Origin of the sequence: Bradyrhizobium sp. HKCCYLRH3097 (genome assembly GCF_051167875.1) — a bacterium.
Classification (GTDB): domain Bacteria; phylum Pseudomonadota; class Alphaproteobacteria; order Rhizobiales; family Xanthobacteraceae; genus Bradyrhizobium.
This window is the reverse complement of record NZ_JBNPTX010000002.1, coordinates 15,848-31,560: the sequence shown is the minus strand read 5'-3', so window position 1 is coordinate 31,560 and position 15,713 is coordinate 15,848. Positions and strand designations below refer to the sequence as shown.

The window sequence follows — 15,713 nt, the reverse complement described above, 5'->3', positions numbered from 1 at the left end:
GTCGCGGGCAAAGCCTGCAGCGGCGTTGGTGCACTGCACCGTTGATTTCATTTGCATTGCTCTGCACGCGAGGTGATACAGCCCGCCTTCGCCGCCCTCCTCCCTCTCCCCGCCACCTCATGAATCGTCCCGCTTCGAAACTGATCGCCGCACTGTGGATGACGGGCTGGCTCAGCCTGATGCTGGTGATGGCGGTGGCCGGACGCGAAGCCATGCGCGAGCTCAACGTGTTCGAGCTGATGGAGCTGCGCTGCCTGATCGGCCTGGTGATGCTGTCGCCGGTCATCGCATTGAGCGGCGGCTTTGCCAGGCTGCGCACCTCGCGCCTCAAGCAGCACGCGGCGCGCAACCTCGTCCATTACGGCGCGCAGCTCGGCTGGTTCTTCGCGCTCACCTTGATCCCGATCGGCCAGGTGGTGGCGATCGAGTTCACGATGCCGATCTGGACGGCACTGCTGGCGGCGGCCTTCCTCGGCGAGCGCATCACCCTGTTCAAGCTGGCGGCGATCGGGCTCGGCCTCGTCGGCGTCGTCGTGATCGTCCGCCCGGATACCGGGGCGATCAATCCGGGACAGCTCATCGCGCTGGCCGCCGCGGTCGGCTTCGGTATCTCGATCGCGCTGGTCAAGCTGCTGACGCGCACCGAGCCCACCGTGTCGATCATCTTCTGGATGCTGGTCGTGCAATCCATCGCCGGCCTGATCCCTTCGCTCGTATTCTGGACGCCGCCCTCGGCCGCGACCTGGGGCTGGATCCTCCTCGTCGCCTTCTGTGGGACCTTCTCGCATTTCTGCATGACGCGGGCGCTGCTCTACGCCGACGCCACCATCGTGGTGCCCATGGATTTTCTCCGCGTTCCGCTGACCGCCACCGTCGGCTGGCTGGTCTATGCGGAGCGTCTCGACGGATTGACCGTGGTTGGCGCTGCGTTGATTCTCGCCGGAAACCTACTGAACCTGCGTCCGCCGCAGCCTCGGGCCGTGCCGATGGGCAGTTCGGCTGGGACCTGAGGCGCCGGGGAGCCCTCAAGCGGCGTGACCCGGATCACGGAACCGGCGCGCTACACGCGATCGTCGTGGATCGGGCGCAACACCCGCGAACTGGTTTGTGGCGGAAGCGTGATTTTTTGCCTGGGAACAAGACTTTTCGCGCCGATCCGCGACAAATGCTGCAGTGAACGCTTCGCTTGATCGTTGGGGGATCTCCTGATGCGCTATCTCACCGTCGCCCTGTCCCTGCTCTGCATGGCGCTGACCGCTGAAGCCGCCAAGGCCGACCGCCGCGTCGCCTTCGTCGTCGGAAACGGCGCCTATAAGAGCGTGGCTCAACTGCCGAACCCGCCGGTCGACGCCAAGGCCATGGCGGCCACCCTGCGCAACGTCGGCTTCGACGTCGTCGAGGGCACCAATCTCACGCGCGACAAGATGACCGAGAAGCTGCTCGATTTCGGTCGCAAGGCGCAGGGCGCCGACATCGCGGTGTTCTATTACGCCGGGCACGGCATCGCCATTGCGGGCACCAACTACCTGCTGCCGGTCGACGCCGACCTGAAGTCGGAAATGGACGTCAAACTGGGCTCGGCCATCAATATCGACGTGACGCTCGACCAGACGATGGGGGACGCCAAGGTCAAGCTGGTGTTCCTCGATGCCTGCCGCGACAATCCGTTCGCCGCCAAGATCAAGTCGAACTCGCCAACCCGCAGCGTGTCGGTGCAGACCGGTCTGGCCGAGATGAAGTCCGGCGAGGGCACGCTGATCGCGTTCGCCACCGGCCCGGGCCAGACCGCCCTCGACGGCGAGGCCGGCGCCAACAGCCCGTTTACCCGCGCGCTGATCTCGCACATCGCCCAGCCCGGCGTCGAGATTCAGCAGGCCATGACCGCCGTGCGCGCCCAGGTCAATGAGGAGACCAGCAAGGGCCAATTGCCCTGGGGGCATACCAACCTGATCGGCGCGGTCTACCTCAACCCGGCGGCTGCCCCCGCTGCAACGGCCGCCACGGCCGGCACGACGCCGGCCGTCGCGACGGCCACCGTGACCGCAGGCGAAGCCGAGCTCGAATTCTGGCGCTCGGTGAAGGACTCCAACAAGCCGGAAGAGCTCAACGCCTATCTCTCGACCTACCCGAACGGGCAGTTCAAGTCGCTGGCGATGGCGCGCATCGCCGCGATCGAGAGCGGGGCCATCAACACCGCCACCCGCAACGTCGCCAAGGGCGTCGATCCCGCCACCTATACCGAGGAAGGCACTCAGGTCAGCGAGGATCAGATCGGCCTCGACAAGACCAAGCGCCGCGACGTGCAGCGGCGGCTGACCGGTCTTGGCTTCGACACCAAGATGACGGGCGTGTTCGACGACCAGACCCGCGGCGTCATGAAGCGCTGGCAGGCGGCCCGAGGCTATCCGTCGACCGGATTCCTGACCAAGCTGCAGCACAAGGCGCTGCTGGCAGAGCCGCAGCCGGCGCCGGCGACCGCCGCAGTCGGCGATGAGGCCAGGCCGCGCCGCGCCAAGCCGGCGGGCAACGTCGCGGCCGGCGGCCCGCCGCCGCAGGGTGCGCCGGTCTATCGCAATCCGCCGCCGCAGGACAACGCGGGCAACGCCGCCGGCGCCGCCTTCATCGGTGGCATGATGGGCGGTGTGCTCGGCAGCGCGCTCCGCCGGTAAACGTCTTCGTCTTTCCCGCGTAAAAAAAGCCCGGAGCACGAGCTCCGGGCTTGTTCGTTAGAATGCAGCCGGCCCTCAGAGCCCTGCCGCCTTGCGCAGCGCCGCATTGATGCGGTCCTGCCAGCCCGGCCCTTCGGACTGAAAGTGCTCGAGAACGTCCTGGTCGATCCGCAACGTCACCTGCTCGCGCACGCCCGGAACCGCCGCCTTCTTCGGCGGCGCCTCCACCGGCTTGGTGGTCACCTTCTTGAACGCGGCCTCGGCCTCGGTACGGGCGTCAGCGAGCGTGCGGGGCCGCCGCGGCTGGTCGGCCATGGTCAGATCCCCTCGAACAGTGCGGTGGACAGATAACGTTCGGAGAACGAGGGCACGATCGCCAGGATCGTCTTGCCCGCGCTTTCCGGTCGCTTGCCGATCTCGATCGCGGCCGCAATCGCCGCGCCCGAGGAGATACCGCCGGGAATGCCCTCGTTGCGGGCCAGCGCGCGCGAGGTCTCGATGGCGGTGGTGCTGTTGATCTTGACGATCTCGTCGATCACGGACCGGTCGAGAATGTCGGGCACGAAGCCGGCGCCGATGCCCTGGATCTTGTGCGGCGAGTGCTGGCCGCCCGACAGCACCGGGCTCTCCTCCGGCTCGACCGCGACCACCTTGATGCCGGGCTTGCGCGACTTCAGCACCTGGCCCACGCCGGTGATGGTGCCGCCGGTGCCGACGCCCGCGACGAACACGTCGATATTGCCCGCCGTGTCGTTCCAGATCTCCTCGGCGGTGGTGCGGCGATGGATGTCCGGGTTTGCGAGGTTCTTGAACTGCTGCGGCATCACCGAGTTCGGCGTCGTCCGCAACAGCTCCTCGGCGGTGGCGATGGCGCCTTTCATGCCCTGCGACGCCGGCGTCAGCACGATCTCGGCGCCGAGGAACGCGAGCATCTTGCGCCGCTCCACCGACATCGACTCCGGCATCACCAGCTTCAGCTTGTAGCCGCGCGCCGCAGCAACGAAGGCCAGCGCGATGCCGGTATTGCCCGAGGTCGGCTCGATCAGCACGGTGTCGGGCTTGATCACGCCGGCCTGCTCCATCGCCAGGATCATGCCGACGCCGATCCGATCCTTCACGCTCGCGGCGGGATTGAAGTATTCCAGCTTGGCGAGGATGGTCGCCTTGACGCCATGTTGCTCCGGCAGCTTTCGCAACCGCACAATCGGCGTATTGCCGAACGCGTCGACAATTGAATCAAATACGCGCCCGCGTCCGGGACGCTGTGCTGACGACTCCATGAAATCACTCCTCTGCGCGCCCCGCGCGACGTCGACAACGCTTCCGACCATCTTCAGCGAGCCTGTTGCGCTGCGCAAGCACGTTTGCGCGATCTTAGGACGATCGCGGCGCACAACAAGTCGTGGCTAAATTGCGAAAAACCAACGCATTTGTGTTGCGACAAGGTCAATAAACTCGGTGTATGCTTGATTTCAGCCGGACGAAGATTCACGGTGCAGGTCGACTGCAACCCGGGCGGACATCAGCAAGATGTCATCTTCGGAGTGATACAATCGGGGCGTTCGTGCCAAACGACAGCACCGTTGTAGAATAGACATAAGAACAGACCACCCAAACAAACTCTTTGTGTGACGGACTTGATATCCGCGAAAGTTGGACTCGTCGGAATAGACCCGTTCGAACGCGACTCGTTCGAAATCGACCCTTTTCGAAATTGACGTCGTTCAAGCAGAGATCGCCAACAAAGAGATCGTCCAGGAGGTCAATATGTCAGCACTCGCTGATCTCGTGTCGACCGCAACCGCACGCCCGAATCCTCGCGGCTGCGATCTGCCGACATGCCCGGTCTGCTCCGACTCCATGATTGCCGCGGAGGCGTCGGCATATTTGGCTGACAATGCGATCAGCTATCTCTGGACCTGCGACACCTGCGGCTATGGCTTCGTCACCAAGCACTCCGTGAAAAGCCGCTTCGTGTGCAACTGAACGGTCTGCAACTGAACGGCGCCAGGGCGAGAGAGTTCCGCGACGTGATGTCGCGGCCGTTCCGTCGCTGAGGATAACGCGACCGTCGGGCAGGTCGGCAATGCATGATCAGCACAATTTCAAGAGGGCCGGCGCATAGGGCCGGGCTCACAACGAGCTGGCGGCCTTCACCTGAAGCGGCCGTCAGCCGGCGCGCGGGGCGATGTCGCCGCGCGCCCAATCGGCCTTGGTGCGCTCGTAGAATTCCGTGAAGCGCCCTTGTGCGATCGCCGCGCGCATCCCGGCCATCAATTGCTGGAAGTAGGCAATGTTGATTTCCGACAGCAGCGTGGCGCCGAGCGCCTCGCCGGCCTTGATCAGATGATGCAGATAGGCGCGGGCATAGCTGCGCGCCGCCGGCCACGGGCTCTCCTCATCCAGCGGCCTGTCATCATCGGCATGACGCGCATTGCGCAGGTTCACCGGCCCGAAGCGTGTGTAGGCGACGCCGTGGCGGCCGTTGCGGGTCGGCAGCACGCAGTCGAACATGTCGATGCCGCGCCGGACCGACTCCAGGAGATCGTCAGGCGTGCCGACGCCCATCAGGTAGCGCGGACGGTCGGCCGGCAGCACCGGCGCGGTCGCCTCGATCATCTCGAGCATGACCGCCTGCGGCTCGCCGACGGCCAGGCCGCCGATCGCATAGCCGTGGAAGCCGATGTCGACCAGCGCCTGCGCGCTGGCGACGCGCAGTGCGGGCACATCGCCGCCCTGCACGATGCCGAACAGCATGTAGCCTGCCGGCGCACTCTCGAACGCGCGGCGGCAGCGTTCGGCCCAGCGCAGCGACAGCCGCATCGCGCGCTCGATATCGTCGCGCTCGGCCGGCAGCCGCACGCATTCGTCGAGCTGCATCGCGATGTCGGAGTTGAGCAGGCGCTGCACCTCGATGGCGCGCTCCGGTGACAGCTCGATTTTCGCGCCGTCGATGTGCGAGCGGAACGTCACCGCCTGCTCGGTCACCTTGCGTAAACCCGACAGCGACATCACCTGGAAGCCGCCGGAATCGGTCAGCATCGGCCCGCCCCAGCCGGTGAAGCGCTGCAGGCCGCCGAGCGCGGCGATGCGCTCCGCCGTGGGCCGCAGCATCAGGTGATAGGTGTTGCCGAGCACGATGTCGGCGCCGGCCTCGCGGACGTCGCGCCAGTGGATGCCCTTCATGGCGCCGGCGGTGCCGACCGGCATGAAGGCCGGGGTGCGGACCACGCCATGCGGCGTCGTCAGCCGGCCGGTGCGGGCCGCGCCGTCATTGCCGAGCAGTTCGAAATGGTTGGGAAGGTCGCTGGCCGAGGAGCTCATGGCCGGCTTATTGCGTCAGGATGGCCCCCGATTCAACCGCGATGGCGCCGTTTTCGTCCATTTCGGCCGTTGACGGCGGTTCCGACCGCCCCTATGGTCCCGCGCCATGTCGATCTCGACCAAACGCACGACGAAAACCACCAAGACCAAGCCCACGAGGGCCTCGGGAGGCGTGCGCGCGTAGTCGAACTCGATTGCGACCATCTTCGAACCGAAGCCCCGCCTGATGAAGGTCCGGGGCTTTTTTATTGCCCGAATTTCAACCGGAGACTTGAGACGTGTCCCACGATCCCACCATTGCCATCGTCGGCGTGACCGGCGCCGTCGGCGCCGAATTCATCGCCACCCTGGACCGCCGCAACGTCCGCGTCGGCCAGCTCAAGGCGCTGGCGAGCGCCCGCTCGGCCGGCCAGACCCTGACCTTCCGCGGCCAGACCATCGTGATCGAGGAGCTGACCGAACGCTCCTTCGAGGGCGTCGACATCGCGCTGTTCTCGGCCGGCAGCGGCATTTCCAAGAAGTTCGCGCCCATCGCCGTGCGCTCTGGCGCCGTCGTGGTCGACAATTCCTCGGCCTTCCGCATGGATCCGAACGTGCCGCTGGTGATCCCGGAGATCAACGCCCGCCGAATCCGCGACCACAAGGGCATCATCGCCAATCCAAACTGCGCGGCCATCACGGCGCTGGTGCCGCTGTGGCCGATCCATCAGAAGAATCGCATCAAGCGCGTGATCATCTCGACCTATCAGGCCGCCAGCGGCGCCGGTGCGGCGGCGATGGACGAGCTGGTGCAGTCGACCCGCGCGAGCCTCAACGGCCAGGTCTATGCGCCCAAGGTGATGCCGCATCCGTTCGCCTTCAACCTGTTCAGCCACAACACCGCCATCGATCCTGAGACCGGCTACAACGACGAGGAAACCAAGGTCATCAACGAGACCCGCAAGATCTTTGAGGACGAAGGCATCGCCATCGGCGTCACCTGCGTCCGCGTGCCGGTGCTGCGCGCCCATTGTGAATCCATCACCTTCGAATGCGAGAAGCCGATCTCGGAGGACGACGTCCGCCGCATCCTGGCGACCGCGCCCGGCGTGCGCGTGGTCGACGACCGCGCCAAGAACTACTTCCCGATGCCCGTCGACGCCTCCGGCCAGGACGACGTGCTGGTCGGCCGCATCCGCAAGGATCTGTCCGATCCGTCAGGCCACTCGATCGCGATGTTCGTTGCCGCCGATCAGCTGCTCAAGGGCGCTGCGCTCAATGCGGTGCAGATCGCCGAGCTCCTGCCCGAGCGGGCGATGGCGTAGCTCTCAGGGCGAACTTGCAGGGTGGGCCTTTTGCCCACCCTACGGCTCGACGATGCGCTCGTCTGGCTGACGAAACAACAGGCACGCATCGCCATACGAATAGAAGCGATAGCCGCTGCGGATCGCATGCGCATAGGCCGCGTGCATCGTCTCCAAGCCGGCGAAGGCTGAGACCAGCATGAACAGCGTCGAGCGCGGCAGATGGAAGTTGGTCATCAGGATATCGACCGCGCGGAAGCGATAGCCGGGCGTAATGAAGATCGACGTCTCCGCCTCGAACGGCGCGATCGTGCCGTCGGGCTGCGCCGCGCTCTCCACGAGCCGCAGCGACGTCGTGCCGACCGCGACGATGCGGCCGCCCTTGGCGCGCGCCTCGTTCAATGCGGCCGCCGTGTCCGGCGTGAGACTGCCCCACTCCGCATGCATGCGGTGGCCTTCGGTGTCATCGACCTTCACGGGCAGGAACGTGCCGGCGCCGACATGCAGGGTGACACGCTGCAGCCCGACGCCACGCTCGCGCAGCCGCTGCTCAAGCGTCGGCGTGAAATGCAGCCCAGCCGTCGGCGCAGCCACCGCGCCCTCTTTGGCCGCGAACATTGTCTGATAATCTGTCGCGTCCTGCTCGTCTGCGGGCCGCTTGCCGGCGATGTAGGGCGGCAGCGGCGGCCGGCCGAGATCGGCGATCGCTTGGTCGAGCGCGGGCCCATGGAACACAAAGGACAGCGTCAGCTCGCCCTCCTCGCCCTTGGCCTCGACGGTGGCGTCGAGATGCCCGAGCAGGCAGACCTTGCCCTCGTTGCCGAACCGGATCGTATCGCCTGGCGCGAGCTTCTTGGCGGGCCGCACCAGAGCCTGCCAGCGCGAGCCGTCGAGCCGCTTGATCAGGGTCGCCTCGATCTTCGCCTCGGTCTCGCGGCTGATGCGCCGACCGGACAGCTGCGCCGCGATCACCTTGGTGTCGTTGACGACGAGCTGATCACCGGGCTCCAGCCAGTCCGGCAGGTCGGCGACCGTGCGGTCGCGTAGGACACCGTCGCCTTGCACCACCAGCATGCGCGCGGACTCGCGCGGGCTCGCCGGGCGGAGCGCGATGTTTTCGGGGGGAAGACGGAAATCGAACAGGTCGGTGCGCATCGTCGTTCTGGGACGACCATCGGCCCTTCATCCCGGGACGCGTGCGACAGCACGCGTCGCGAAGGATGAAGGCCCGACTGTCTGCCTCATGGTGCGAGACGCGTGCTGCGCACGCGCCTCACCGTGAGGATCGCAAAGTCTAAGCCGCGTCGGCGGCCATGTAGGCCTTCACGATCTTGTCCGGGTTCTGCACCGGCTCGCCGCGCTTGATCTTGTCGACGTTCTCCATGCCCTCGGTGACCTTGCCCCAGACCGTGTACTGCTTGTCCAGGAAGCGGGCGTCGTCGAAGCAGATGAAGAACTGGCTGTCGCCAGAATCAGGATTGGCCGCACGCGCCATCGAGGCGGTGCCACGAACATGCGGCTCGGCGTTGAACTCGGCCTTCAGCTTCTTGCCGGAGCCGCCGGTGCCAGTGCCCTGCGGGCAGCCGGTCTGCGCCATGAAGCCGTCGATGACGCGGTGGAAGACGATGCCGTCGTAGAAGCCCTCACGAACGAGCTCCTTGATGCGCGCGACATGGCCGGGCGCGAGATCGGGACGCATCTCGATCGTGACGGGGCCCTGAGTGGTCTCGAGGATCAAGGTATTTTCGGTCACAGCCATTCTGGTCTCTCGGTTTTTGTAGAATTGACGGGGGTCAGGACAAAGCAAATCCTGGGTCTGAAATGTCGCGGCGCCTTCCCATGTGCGGCCGTCACCCCTCCTGACGGCAATCCGAGCACGACGAGGCCCGCGATGCTGGCCCAGAATAGACCCAATGCGCTTAAAGCTGAAGCCACCGGCCCTGTCGATGTGACGGGGCGGCAGAATCGGCATGCCTCCGCGACGTGGCAAAAGGTTCCTTAAGGCCCGGGGGAACCCGGGCGCGAGACCCGGGCATGCCCCCGCTCTGCCTGCCTACTTGATGTCCGAGGCGACCTGAACCTTCACCATCTTGTCCGGATCGGTGACGGCACCGCCCGACGAGCCCGGAGGCGCCTTCTTGAGCTTGTCGACGACGTCCATGCCCTGCACGACCTCGCCGATCACGGTGTATTGGCCGTTGAGGAAGGACGCATCGCCGAAGCAGATGAAGAACTGCGAGTTGGCAGAATCGACGCTATCGCCCCGACGCGCCATGCCGACGGTGCCGCGCTTGAACGGCGTGCTCGAAAACTCCTGCTTCAGGTTCGGGTACTTCGAGCCGCCGGTGCCATTGAAGTTCTGGCCGTCGCCGGTCTGCGCCATGAAGCCGTCCATGACGCGGTGGAACGGCACGTTGTTGTAGAAGCCTTCGCGCGCCAGCGTCTTCAGTCGCTCGGCATGCTGTGGCGCCAGATCGGTGCGCAGCTTGATGATGACGCGGCCCTTGGTGGTGTCGATGACCAGGGCATTCTGCTTGTCGAGGCCGGCAGGCAGCGACTGGGCCAGCGCCGGCAATGCGAACACGAGAGCAAAGACGAAAGCGAGAGCGCGGATCATGGCAACTCCGATGACATGAGACGATGAGGCGAGGAAGGCACCGCCGGAAGCGGCCGGTGCCCGAAGGATCACTTGAACTTGGCCTTGAGACTTTCGGCCACCGACGGCGGCACGAAATGCGAGATCTCGCCGCCCATGGCGGCGATCTGGCGAACCAGCGTGGCCGCGATCGGACGGACACCCACCGAGGCTGGAACGAACACCGTCTGGACCTGCGGTGCCATGGTCTGGTTCATGCCGGCCAACTGCATCTCGTAGTCGAAATCGGTACCGTCGCGCAGGCCCCGGATCATCATGATCGCACCGGCCTTTTGCGCGGCGGTGACGGTCAGATTGTCGTAGGTCGAAGCCTCGAAGCCGCAGCCCGCCGCGGCTGCGACGGGACCGAAGATCTCGTGCGCCATCGCCAGCCGCTCCTCGGTCGAGAACAGCGGCTTCTTGCCGTGATGCACGCCGACCGCGACGATCAGGCGATCGCAGAGATGAACGGCCTGCCGGACCACATCGAGATGGCCGTTGGTGACGGGATCGAACGAGCCCGGATAGAGCGCAATGCGTTGCATGCGCCCGTCCTATACCGCCCGGAACAGGCCGGCAAGCCGCCGTCAGGCCCGCTGGCGTGGCTGTGATGGGCAAAGAGCGGCCGAGAGACCGCACCGCAACGAAATGGGTTGCGACACCGGGGAGCCGGAACTGTGGTCGGCTACCGCGATTGTTTCATCGGAACTCGGGACACGAAACACGCTCGCGCCGAGACGAAACCAATTCGCCCGTTCCGCGAAGACGTCTCGAAACCCGAACTGATTATCAAATCCTTAACGAACAACGGGCCGAACGGCCCAGACAGGGGACCGTCATGATCAAAGCGCTATCTGCAGTCGCAGCGGCCGGCTTGGTGGCTGCCGGCATCACCCTCCTGCCCGGCTTCGCTCCTCAGGTCGAAGCCAGCGTGCCGCGTCCGCTCGCCAAGGCGGACCGCCTGGACATTCGACCGATCGGCCGCGACTGCTCGCAGCAGGCCTGGCCGAACTTCGAAGCGGGCTGCCTGCGCAGCGCCGGAACCCGGGGGACCATTCGTGAGGCGCGGATCATCGGAGTCGACCGGACGCAGTGAGGAGAGAGCGAATAGCGAATAGCGAATAGCGAATAGCGAATAGCGAATAGCGAATAGCCCGAAACCTGATTCGTCCCTATTCGCTACTCCCTATTCGCCATTCGCCGGCTCGCTCGCCCCGTTGCCGTTCTCGGCCTCCTCGCCGATATGCTCCACCGACACGACATGCTCATCATCGGCGGTGTCGAACACGATGACGCCCTGGGTCGAGCGTCCCGCGATGCGGATGCCGTCGACGGGGCAACGGATCAACTGCCCCTTGTCCGTCACCAGCATGATCTGATCGCCATCCTCGACCGGGAATGAGGCGACGAGCTTGCCGTTGCGGTTGTTGACGGACATCGCGACGATGCCTTTGCCGCCGCGGCCGGTGGTGCGGTACTCGTAGGACGAGGTGCGCTTGCCGTAGCCGTTGACCGAGACGGTCAGCACCACCTGCTCCTGGGCCGACATCTCGACATAGCGTTCCTGCGACAACTGGATCGCGCCAGCGGCCGCCTCCTCGCCCTCGGTTTCGACCGGCTCCTCGGTGGCGGCATCGCCCGACATCGCCCGGCGCATCTTCAAGTACGCCGTACGCTCGTCCGAGGTCGTTTCGACATGGCGCAGGATCGACAGCGAAATCACCTTGTCGCCGCCGGCGAGCGCGATGCCGCGCACGCCCATCGAGGTCCGCCCGGTGAAGACGCGCACGTCGGTGACGGGGAATCGGATGCACTGCCCGCCCGACGCCGTGAGCAGCACGTCGTCACGCTCGGTGCAGATCTGCACGTTGACGATCTCCTCGCCCTCGTCGAGCTTCATCGCGATGATGCCGGAGCGGCGCACGTCGACGAAATCCGACAGCTTGTTGCGGCGGACGTTGCCGCCGGTGGTGGCGAACATCACGTCGAGATTGGCCCAGGAGGACTCATCCTCCGGCAGCGGCATGATCGTGGTGATGCGCTCGCCCTGCTCCAGCGGCAGGATGTTGATCAGCGCCTTGCCGCGCCCGTTGGGCGCCGCGATCGGCAGTCGCCAGACCTTCTCCTTGTAGACCTGGCCGCGCGACGAGAAGAACAGCACCGGCGTGTGCGTGGAGGCCACGAACAGCCGGCTGACGAAATCCTCCTCGCGCGTCTGCATGCCCGAGCGGCCCTTGCCGCCGCGGCGCTGCGCCCGATAGGCCGACAGCGGCACGCGCTTGGTGTAGCCGGCATGCGACACGGTCACGACCATGTCCTCGCGCTGGATCAGGTCCTCGTCCTCGACCTCGCCTTCCTGCTCGGCGATCACGGTGCGGCGCGGCGTGCCGAACTCCGCCTTGATCGCGGCGAGCTCGTCCTTGATGATCCCCTGCACCCGCGCCCGCGAGCGCAGGATGTCGAGATAGTCGTTGATCTCGACCTTGAGCTTGTCGAGTTCGTCGGAAATCTCTTCACGGCCGAGCGCGGTCAGGCGCTGCAGACGCAGGTCGAGAATCGCCTTGGCCTGCTCGAACGACAGCCGGATGGTACCGTCCTCGGCGAGGCGATGACGCGGATCGTCGATCAACGTGATGATGGCCTCGACGTCGCGCGCCGGCCAGTCGCGCGACATCAACGCCTCGCGCGCGGACGCAGGATCGGGCGAGGTCCTGATGACCCGGATGACCTCGTCGATATTGGCTACGGCCACGGCGAGGCCGACCAGGATGTGGGCGCGGTCGCGCGCCTTGTTGAGCAGGAACTTGGTCCTGCGCGTGACGACACGCTCGCGGAACGCGACGAAGATCGTCAGCAGGTCCTTCAACGTCATCGTCTGCGGGCGGCCGCCGTCGAGCGCCAGCATGTTGGCGGCGAAGCTCGTCTGCAGCGGCGTGAACTTGTAGAGCTGGTTGAGCACGACGTCCGGCACGGCGTCGCGCTTCAGCTCGACGACGACGCGGTAGCCGTCGCGGTCGCTCTCGTCGCGCAGGTCGGCAACGCCTTCGACCTTCTTCTCGCGCACCAATTCGGCGATGCGCTCGACCATCGTGGCCTTGTTCACCTGGTAGGGAATCTCGGAGATGATGATCGCCTCGCGATCCTTGCGGATCGTGTCGATCGTCACCTTGCCGCGCATCATGATCGAGCCGCGGCCCAGATGATAGGCCGAGCGGACGCCGGCGCGTCCAAGAATGATGCCGCCGGTCGGGAAATCCGGCCCCGGAATGATGTTGATGAGCTCGTCGATCGTGAGCGCGGGATTGTCGATCAGCGCGATGCAGGCATCGATCACCTCGCCGAGATTGTGCGGCGGGATGTTGGTGGCCATGCCGACCGCGATGCCGCCGGCGCCATTGACCAGCAGGTTCGGATATTTGGCCGGAAGAACCGACGGTTCCTTGTCCGAATTGTCGTAGTTCGGCTGGAAGTCGACGGTGTCCTTGTCGATGTCGTCGAGCAGCGGGATCGCCGACTTGGCGAGCTTCGCTTCGGTGTATCGGTAGGCGGCCGGCGGATCGCCGTCGACGGAGCCGAAATTGCCCTGGCCGTCGATCAGCGGCACGCGCATCGAGAAGTCCTGCGCCATGCGCACCATGGCGTCGTAGATCGACTGGTCGCCATGCGGATGGTATTTACCGATGACGTCACCGACCACGCGCGCGGACTTGACGTATTTCTTGTCGGGCGTGTGCCCCTGCTCGTACATCGAATAGAGGATGCGCCGATGCACCGGCTTCAGGCCGTCGCGCGCATCGGGCAGCGCTCGCGACACGATCACGCTCATCGCGTAATCGAGGTAGGAGCGCTTCATCTCATCGAGGATGGAGACGGGACGAATGTCGGAAGGTCCGCCCGGCTCGCCGGGCTTCTCATCTTCTTTATCGGACAAAGGGGATACCGGTCGGTTTTGACACGCGAAAATCGCTTGGAATCATATAGCGCAGGAGCGTGCCGCAGGCCACCCCCAAGGCGATCCGAAGAGCGCTTTTTCTGCTCGCCTTTCCAGTCACTTAACCGGCTGCCGCGGCCGCCCATGGCAGGCTCCGGGAACCGTTTCGGCTACGGCCCGAAGACGACCTTGTGCATGATACGTCCCGGCAGCAGCGTGAACAGTCCGGCGATCACCAGGGCGCCGGAAAACAGCATGATCATGGCCCGGCGATGGGCCGCCACCCGGTGCCGGTGCGCAGCCCACACCGCCAGCGGCAGCACGGCCAGCGTGTAGATCGACAGCAGGTGGATCGGGCTCCATGGACCGACCAACCGGATGGTGTGAATCCAGAACGAACTGGCTGCAACGGCAACCATGAGCGCGACCCAGATCCAGCCGACCGTTCGATGCGGCACGGTCCCCTTCGGGGCGGCGAACTGAACGAGCCCGAGCGCGAACGCCGTCATCGCGGCGACGGCGTGCAGCTGGACGGCGGGCTCGGCGTCGAGCAGCGGCGCGAAGCTCATGGCAGCCCCCAGAGCTAGATCGCAGCCCGCAGCTCGTGCAGACGTTCCTTGATTGCGTCGACATCCACGCTGCCAGCACGCATCTTGGCTTCGGCTTGGCCTTTCACCAGCCCGCACAGTTCGACGAGCATGGCGTCATGGGCGCATACCGCGTCCATCTTGGTGTAGACGAGATCGTACTCGACGGGCTCCCAGGTCCCAAGATCGGCAAGGTTGTGCTGCATCTGAACCTCGAGGTGATCGAGCGCCGCGGCGAACTTGGCCTCCGCCGTGAGCTTCGCCTCAAATTCATGGAACAGGTCGAATATCTCCTGCCCGCCTCCCCCGGGCAAGCGCGACCGGATGACTTCGATCGCCTCGCGCTCCTTGGCGACCTTGGCATCCTTTCGGCTGCCGGTCTCGAAGAAGGGGACGTCTCCGACCAGCGCCTCGACGAGGTCGTGGACGATGATCATCTTCAGCACGCGATCGATCTCGACCGGTCTTTCGAGATGACGGTGCACGAGCAACGCGAGCAGAGACATGCTCCAGCTATGCTCGGCCACGCTCTCGCGGCGCCCGTCAGACAGCCAGCTGTGGCGCAACTCGCGCTTCAGGCCCTCGGCGAGCCAATAGAAGTCGAGGGTCCTTGCCACAGCCTCCATCATCGTACCAACCTCGCACGATCGCTTGCAGCACCCCGGCCGGCCCCCTCGGATGACCGCCGGCCTGCCGTCCAGACACGGGCAAGCCGGCTCGCATCAGCAGCGTCCGCGCGCGCCTCAGAACGGAATGTCGTCGTCCATGTCGCTGTTGCGTCCGCCACCGCCCGCCGAAGCAACCGCGCGGCGCGGCGGCGCCATCGACGGACCGCTGCTGCCGAAATCACCGCCACCCATGTCATCGGAGAAGCTGCCGCCACCACCGCCCCGGCCATCGAGCATCGTCAGGGTGGAGTTGAAGCCCTGCAGCACGACCTCGGTCGAGTACTTCTCGACACCGCTCTGATCGGTCCATTTGCGGGTCTGCAGCGCGCCCTCGATGTAAACCTTGGCGCCCTTCTTCAAATACTGCTCGGCGACCTTGCAAAGACCCTCGTTGAAGATCACCACGCGGTGCCACTCGGTCTTTTCCTTGCGCTCGCCTGTCGCCTTGTCGCGCCACGTTTCCGACGTCGCAATGCTCAGATTGGCGATCGGCCGCCCATCCTGCGTGCGCCGGATCTCGGGGTCCTTGCCGAGGTTGCCGACCAGAATCACCTTGTTCACACTACCCGCCATCACCACTCTCCCGCGGTTCTCGATCATCGGACCGGCCGTCCAC

Annotated in this window: 16 protein-coding genes; 5 read left to right on the top strand and 11 right to left on the bottom strand. The window is 65.4% G+C overall.

Features of this window, described 5'->3' with window-relative positions:
• Window positions 1-119 precede the first annotated feature (119 nt).
• Window positions 120-1,010, top strand: coding sequence for a DMT family transporter (locus tag ACQR0U_RS05850; RefSeq protein ID WP_316170193.1), 891 nt, complete (start codon window positions 120-122; stop codon window positions 1,008-1,010).
• Between the two features lie 198 nt (window positions 1,011-1,208).
• Window positions 1,209-2,669 (top strand): caspase family protein, encoded by a 1,461-nt coding sequence (locus ACQR0U_RS05845; RefSeq protein ID WP_316187132.1) that lies wholly within the window; start codon window positions 1,209-1,211, stop codon window positions 2,667-2,669.
• Window positions 2,670-2,744: 75 nt separating this feature from the next.
• Here ACQR0U_RS05845 and ACQR0U_RS05840 read toward each other — a convergent pair whose 3' ends face one another.
• The gene (locus ACQR0U_RS05840; RefSeq protein ID WP_315711784.1) at window positions 2,745-2,984 is read right to left on the bottom strand and encodes a BrnA antitoxin family protein; all 240 of its coding nucleotides are present in this window, start codon (window positions 2,982-2,984) and stop codon (window positions 2,745-2,747) included.
• 2 nt (window positions 2,985-2,986) lie between these two features.
• Entirely contained in the window at window positions 2,987-3,949 is a 963-nt protein-coding gene (cysK, locus tag ACQR0U_RS05835; protein WP_316186138.1) for a cysteine synthase A, read from the bottom strand.
• A gap of 487 nt (window positions 3,950-4,436) precedes the next feature.
• On the opposite strand from cysK, the gene ACQR0U_RS05830 reads away from it, so the two are divergent.
• The gene (locus ACQR0U_RS05830) at window positions 4,437-4,655 is read left to right on the top strand and encodes a hypothetical protein (RefSeq protein ID WP_315751042.1); all 219 of its coding nucleotides are present in this window, start codon (window positions 4,437-4,439) and stop codon (window positions 4,653-4,655) included.
• 183 nt (window positions 4,656-4,838) lie between these two features.
• Here the strand turns inward: ACQR0U_RS05830 and tgt are convergent, their stop codons facing one another.
• Window positions 4,839-5,993 carry a tRNA guanosine(34) transglycosylase Tgt gene (gene tgt / locus ACQR0U_RS05825; RefSeq protein WP_315711780.1) on the bottom strand — a complete coding sequence of 385 codons (1,155 nt, stop codon included), beginning with the start codon at window positions 5,991-5,993 and terminating at the stop codon, window positions 4,839-4,841.
• Between the two features lie 278 nt (window positions 5,994-6,271).
• Here tgt and ACQR0U_RS05820 point away from each other — a divergent pair, with 278 nt between their 5' ends.
• The gene (locus ACQR0U_RS05820; RefSeq protein WP_315827552.1) at window positions 6,272-7,297 is read left to right on the top strand and encodes an aspartate-semialdehyde dehydrogenase; all 1,026 of its coding nucleotides are present in this window, start codon (window positions 6,272-6,274) and stop codon (window positions 7,295-7,297) included.
• A gap of 39 nt (window positions 7,298-7,336) precedes the next feature.
• Here the strand turns inward: ACQR0U_RS05820 and queA are convergent, their stop codons facing one another.
• The 4 genes from queA to coaD all read right to left on the bottom strand — a co-directional run bounded on the left by queA (window position 7,337) and on the right by coaD (window position 10,456).
• Complete coding sequence (gene queA, locus ACQR0U_RS05815) at window positions 7,337-8,431, bottom strand: tRNA preQ1(34) S-adenosylmethionine ribosyltransferase-isomerase QueA (RefSeq protein WP_315751039.1); 1,095 nt, start codon at window positions 8,429-8,431, stop codon at window positions 7,337-7,339.
• A 139-nt stretch (window positions 8,432-8,570) separates the two neighbouring features.
• Window positions 8,571-9,035 (bottom strand): peptidylprolyl isomerase, encoded by a 465-nt coding sequence (locus tag ACQR0U_RS05810; protein ID WP_315799860.1) that lies wholly within the window; start codon window positions 9,033-9,035, stop codon window positions 8,571-8,573.
• A gap of 294 nt (window positions 9,036-9,329) precedes the next feature.
• Window positions 9,330-9,893 (bottom strand): peptidylprolyl isomerase, encoded by a 564-nt coding sequence (locus ACQR0U_RS05805; protein WP_315827551.1) that lies wholly within the window; start codon window positions 9,891-9,893, stop codon window positions 9,330-9,332.
• 68 nt (window positions 9,894-9,961) lie between these two features.
• On the bottom strand, window positions 9,962-10,456 hold the full coding sequence (gene coaD, locus ACQR0U_RS05800) for a pantetheine-phosphate adenylyltransferase (RefSeq protein WP_315827550.1): 495 nt from the start codon (window positions 10,454-10,456) through the stop codon (window positions 9,962-9,964).
• A gap of 293 nt (window positions 10,457-10,749) precedes the next feature.
• Between coaD and ACQR0U_RS05795 the strand changes: the two genes are divergently transcribed.
• Window positions 10,750-11,007, top strand: a complete 258-nt coding sequence (locus ACQR0U_RS05795; RefSeq protein WP_316165348.1) for a hypothetical protein — start codon at window positions 10,750-10,752, stop codon at window positions 11,005-11,007.
• Between the two features lie 90 nt (window positions 11,008-11,097).
• Here the strand turns inward: ACQR0U_RS05795 and gyrA are convergent, their stop codons facing one another.
• The 4 genes from gyrA to ACQR0U_RS05775 form a co-directional block, all read right to left on the bottom strand.
• On the bottom strand, window positions 11,098-13,842 hold the full coding sequence (gene gyrA, locus ACQR0U_RS05790) for a DNA gyrase subunit A (protein ID WP_316188292.1): 2,745 nt from the start codon (window positions 13,840-13,842) through the stop codon (window positions 11,098-11,100).
• Window positions 13,843-14,012: 170 nt separating this feature from the next.
• Window positions 14,013-14,411: a DUF2306 domain-containing protein gene (locus ACQR0U_RS05785; protein WP_315827547.1), complete on the bottom strand. Its 399-nt coding sequence runs from the start codon at window positions 14,409-14,411 to the stop codon at window positions 14,013-14,015.
• Between the two features lie 14 nt (window positions 14,412-14,425).
• Window positions 14,426-15,058 carry an HD domain-containing protein gene (locus ACQR0U_RS05780; protein WP_434843077.1) on the bottom strand — a complete coding sequence of 211 codons (633 nt, stop codon included), beginning with the start codon at window positions 15,056-15,058 and terminating at the stop codon, window positions 14,426-14,428.
• Between the two features lie 114 nt (window positions 15,059-15,172).
• On the bottom strand, window positions 15,173-15,670 hold the full coding sequence (locus ACQR0U_RS05775; RefSeq protein ID WP_315711764.1) for a single-stranded DNA-binding protein: 498 nt from the start codon (window positions 15,668-15,670) through the stop codon (window positions 15,173-15,175).
• Window positions 15,671-15,713 lie beyond the last annotated feature (43 nt).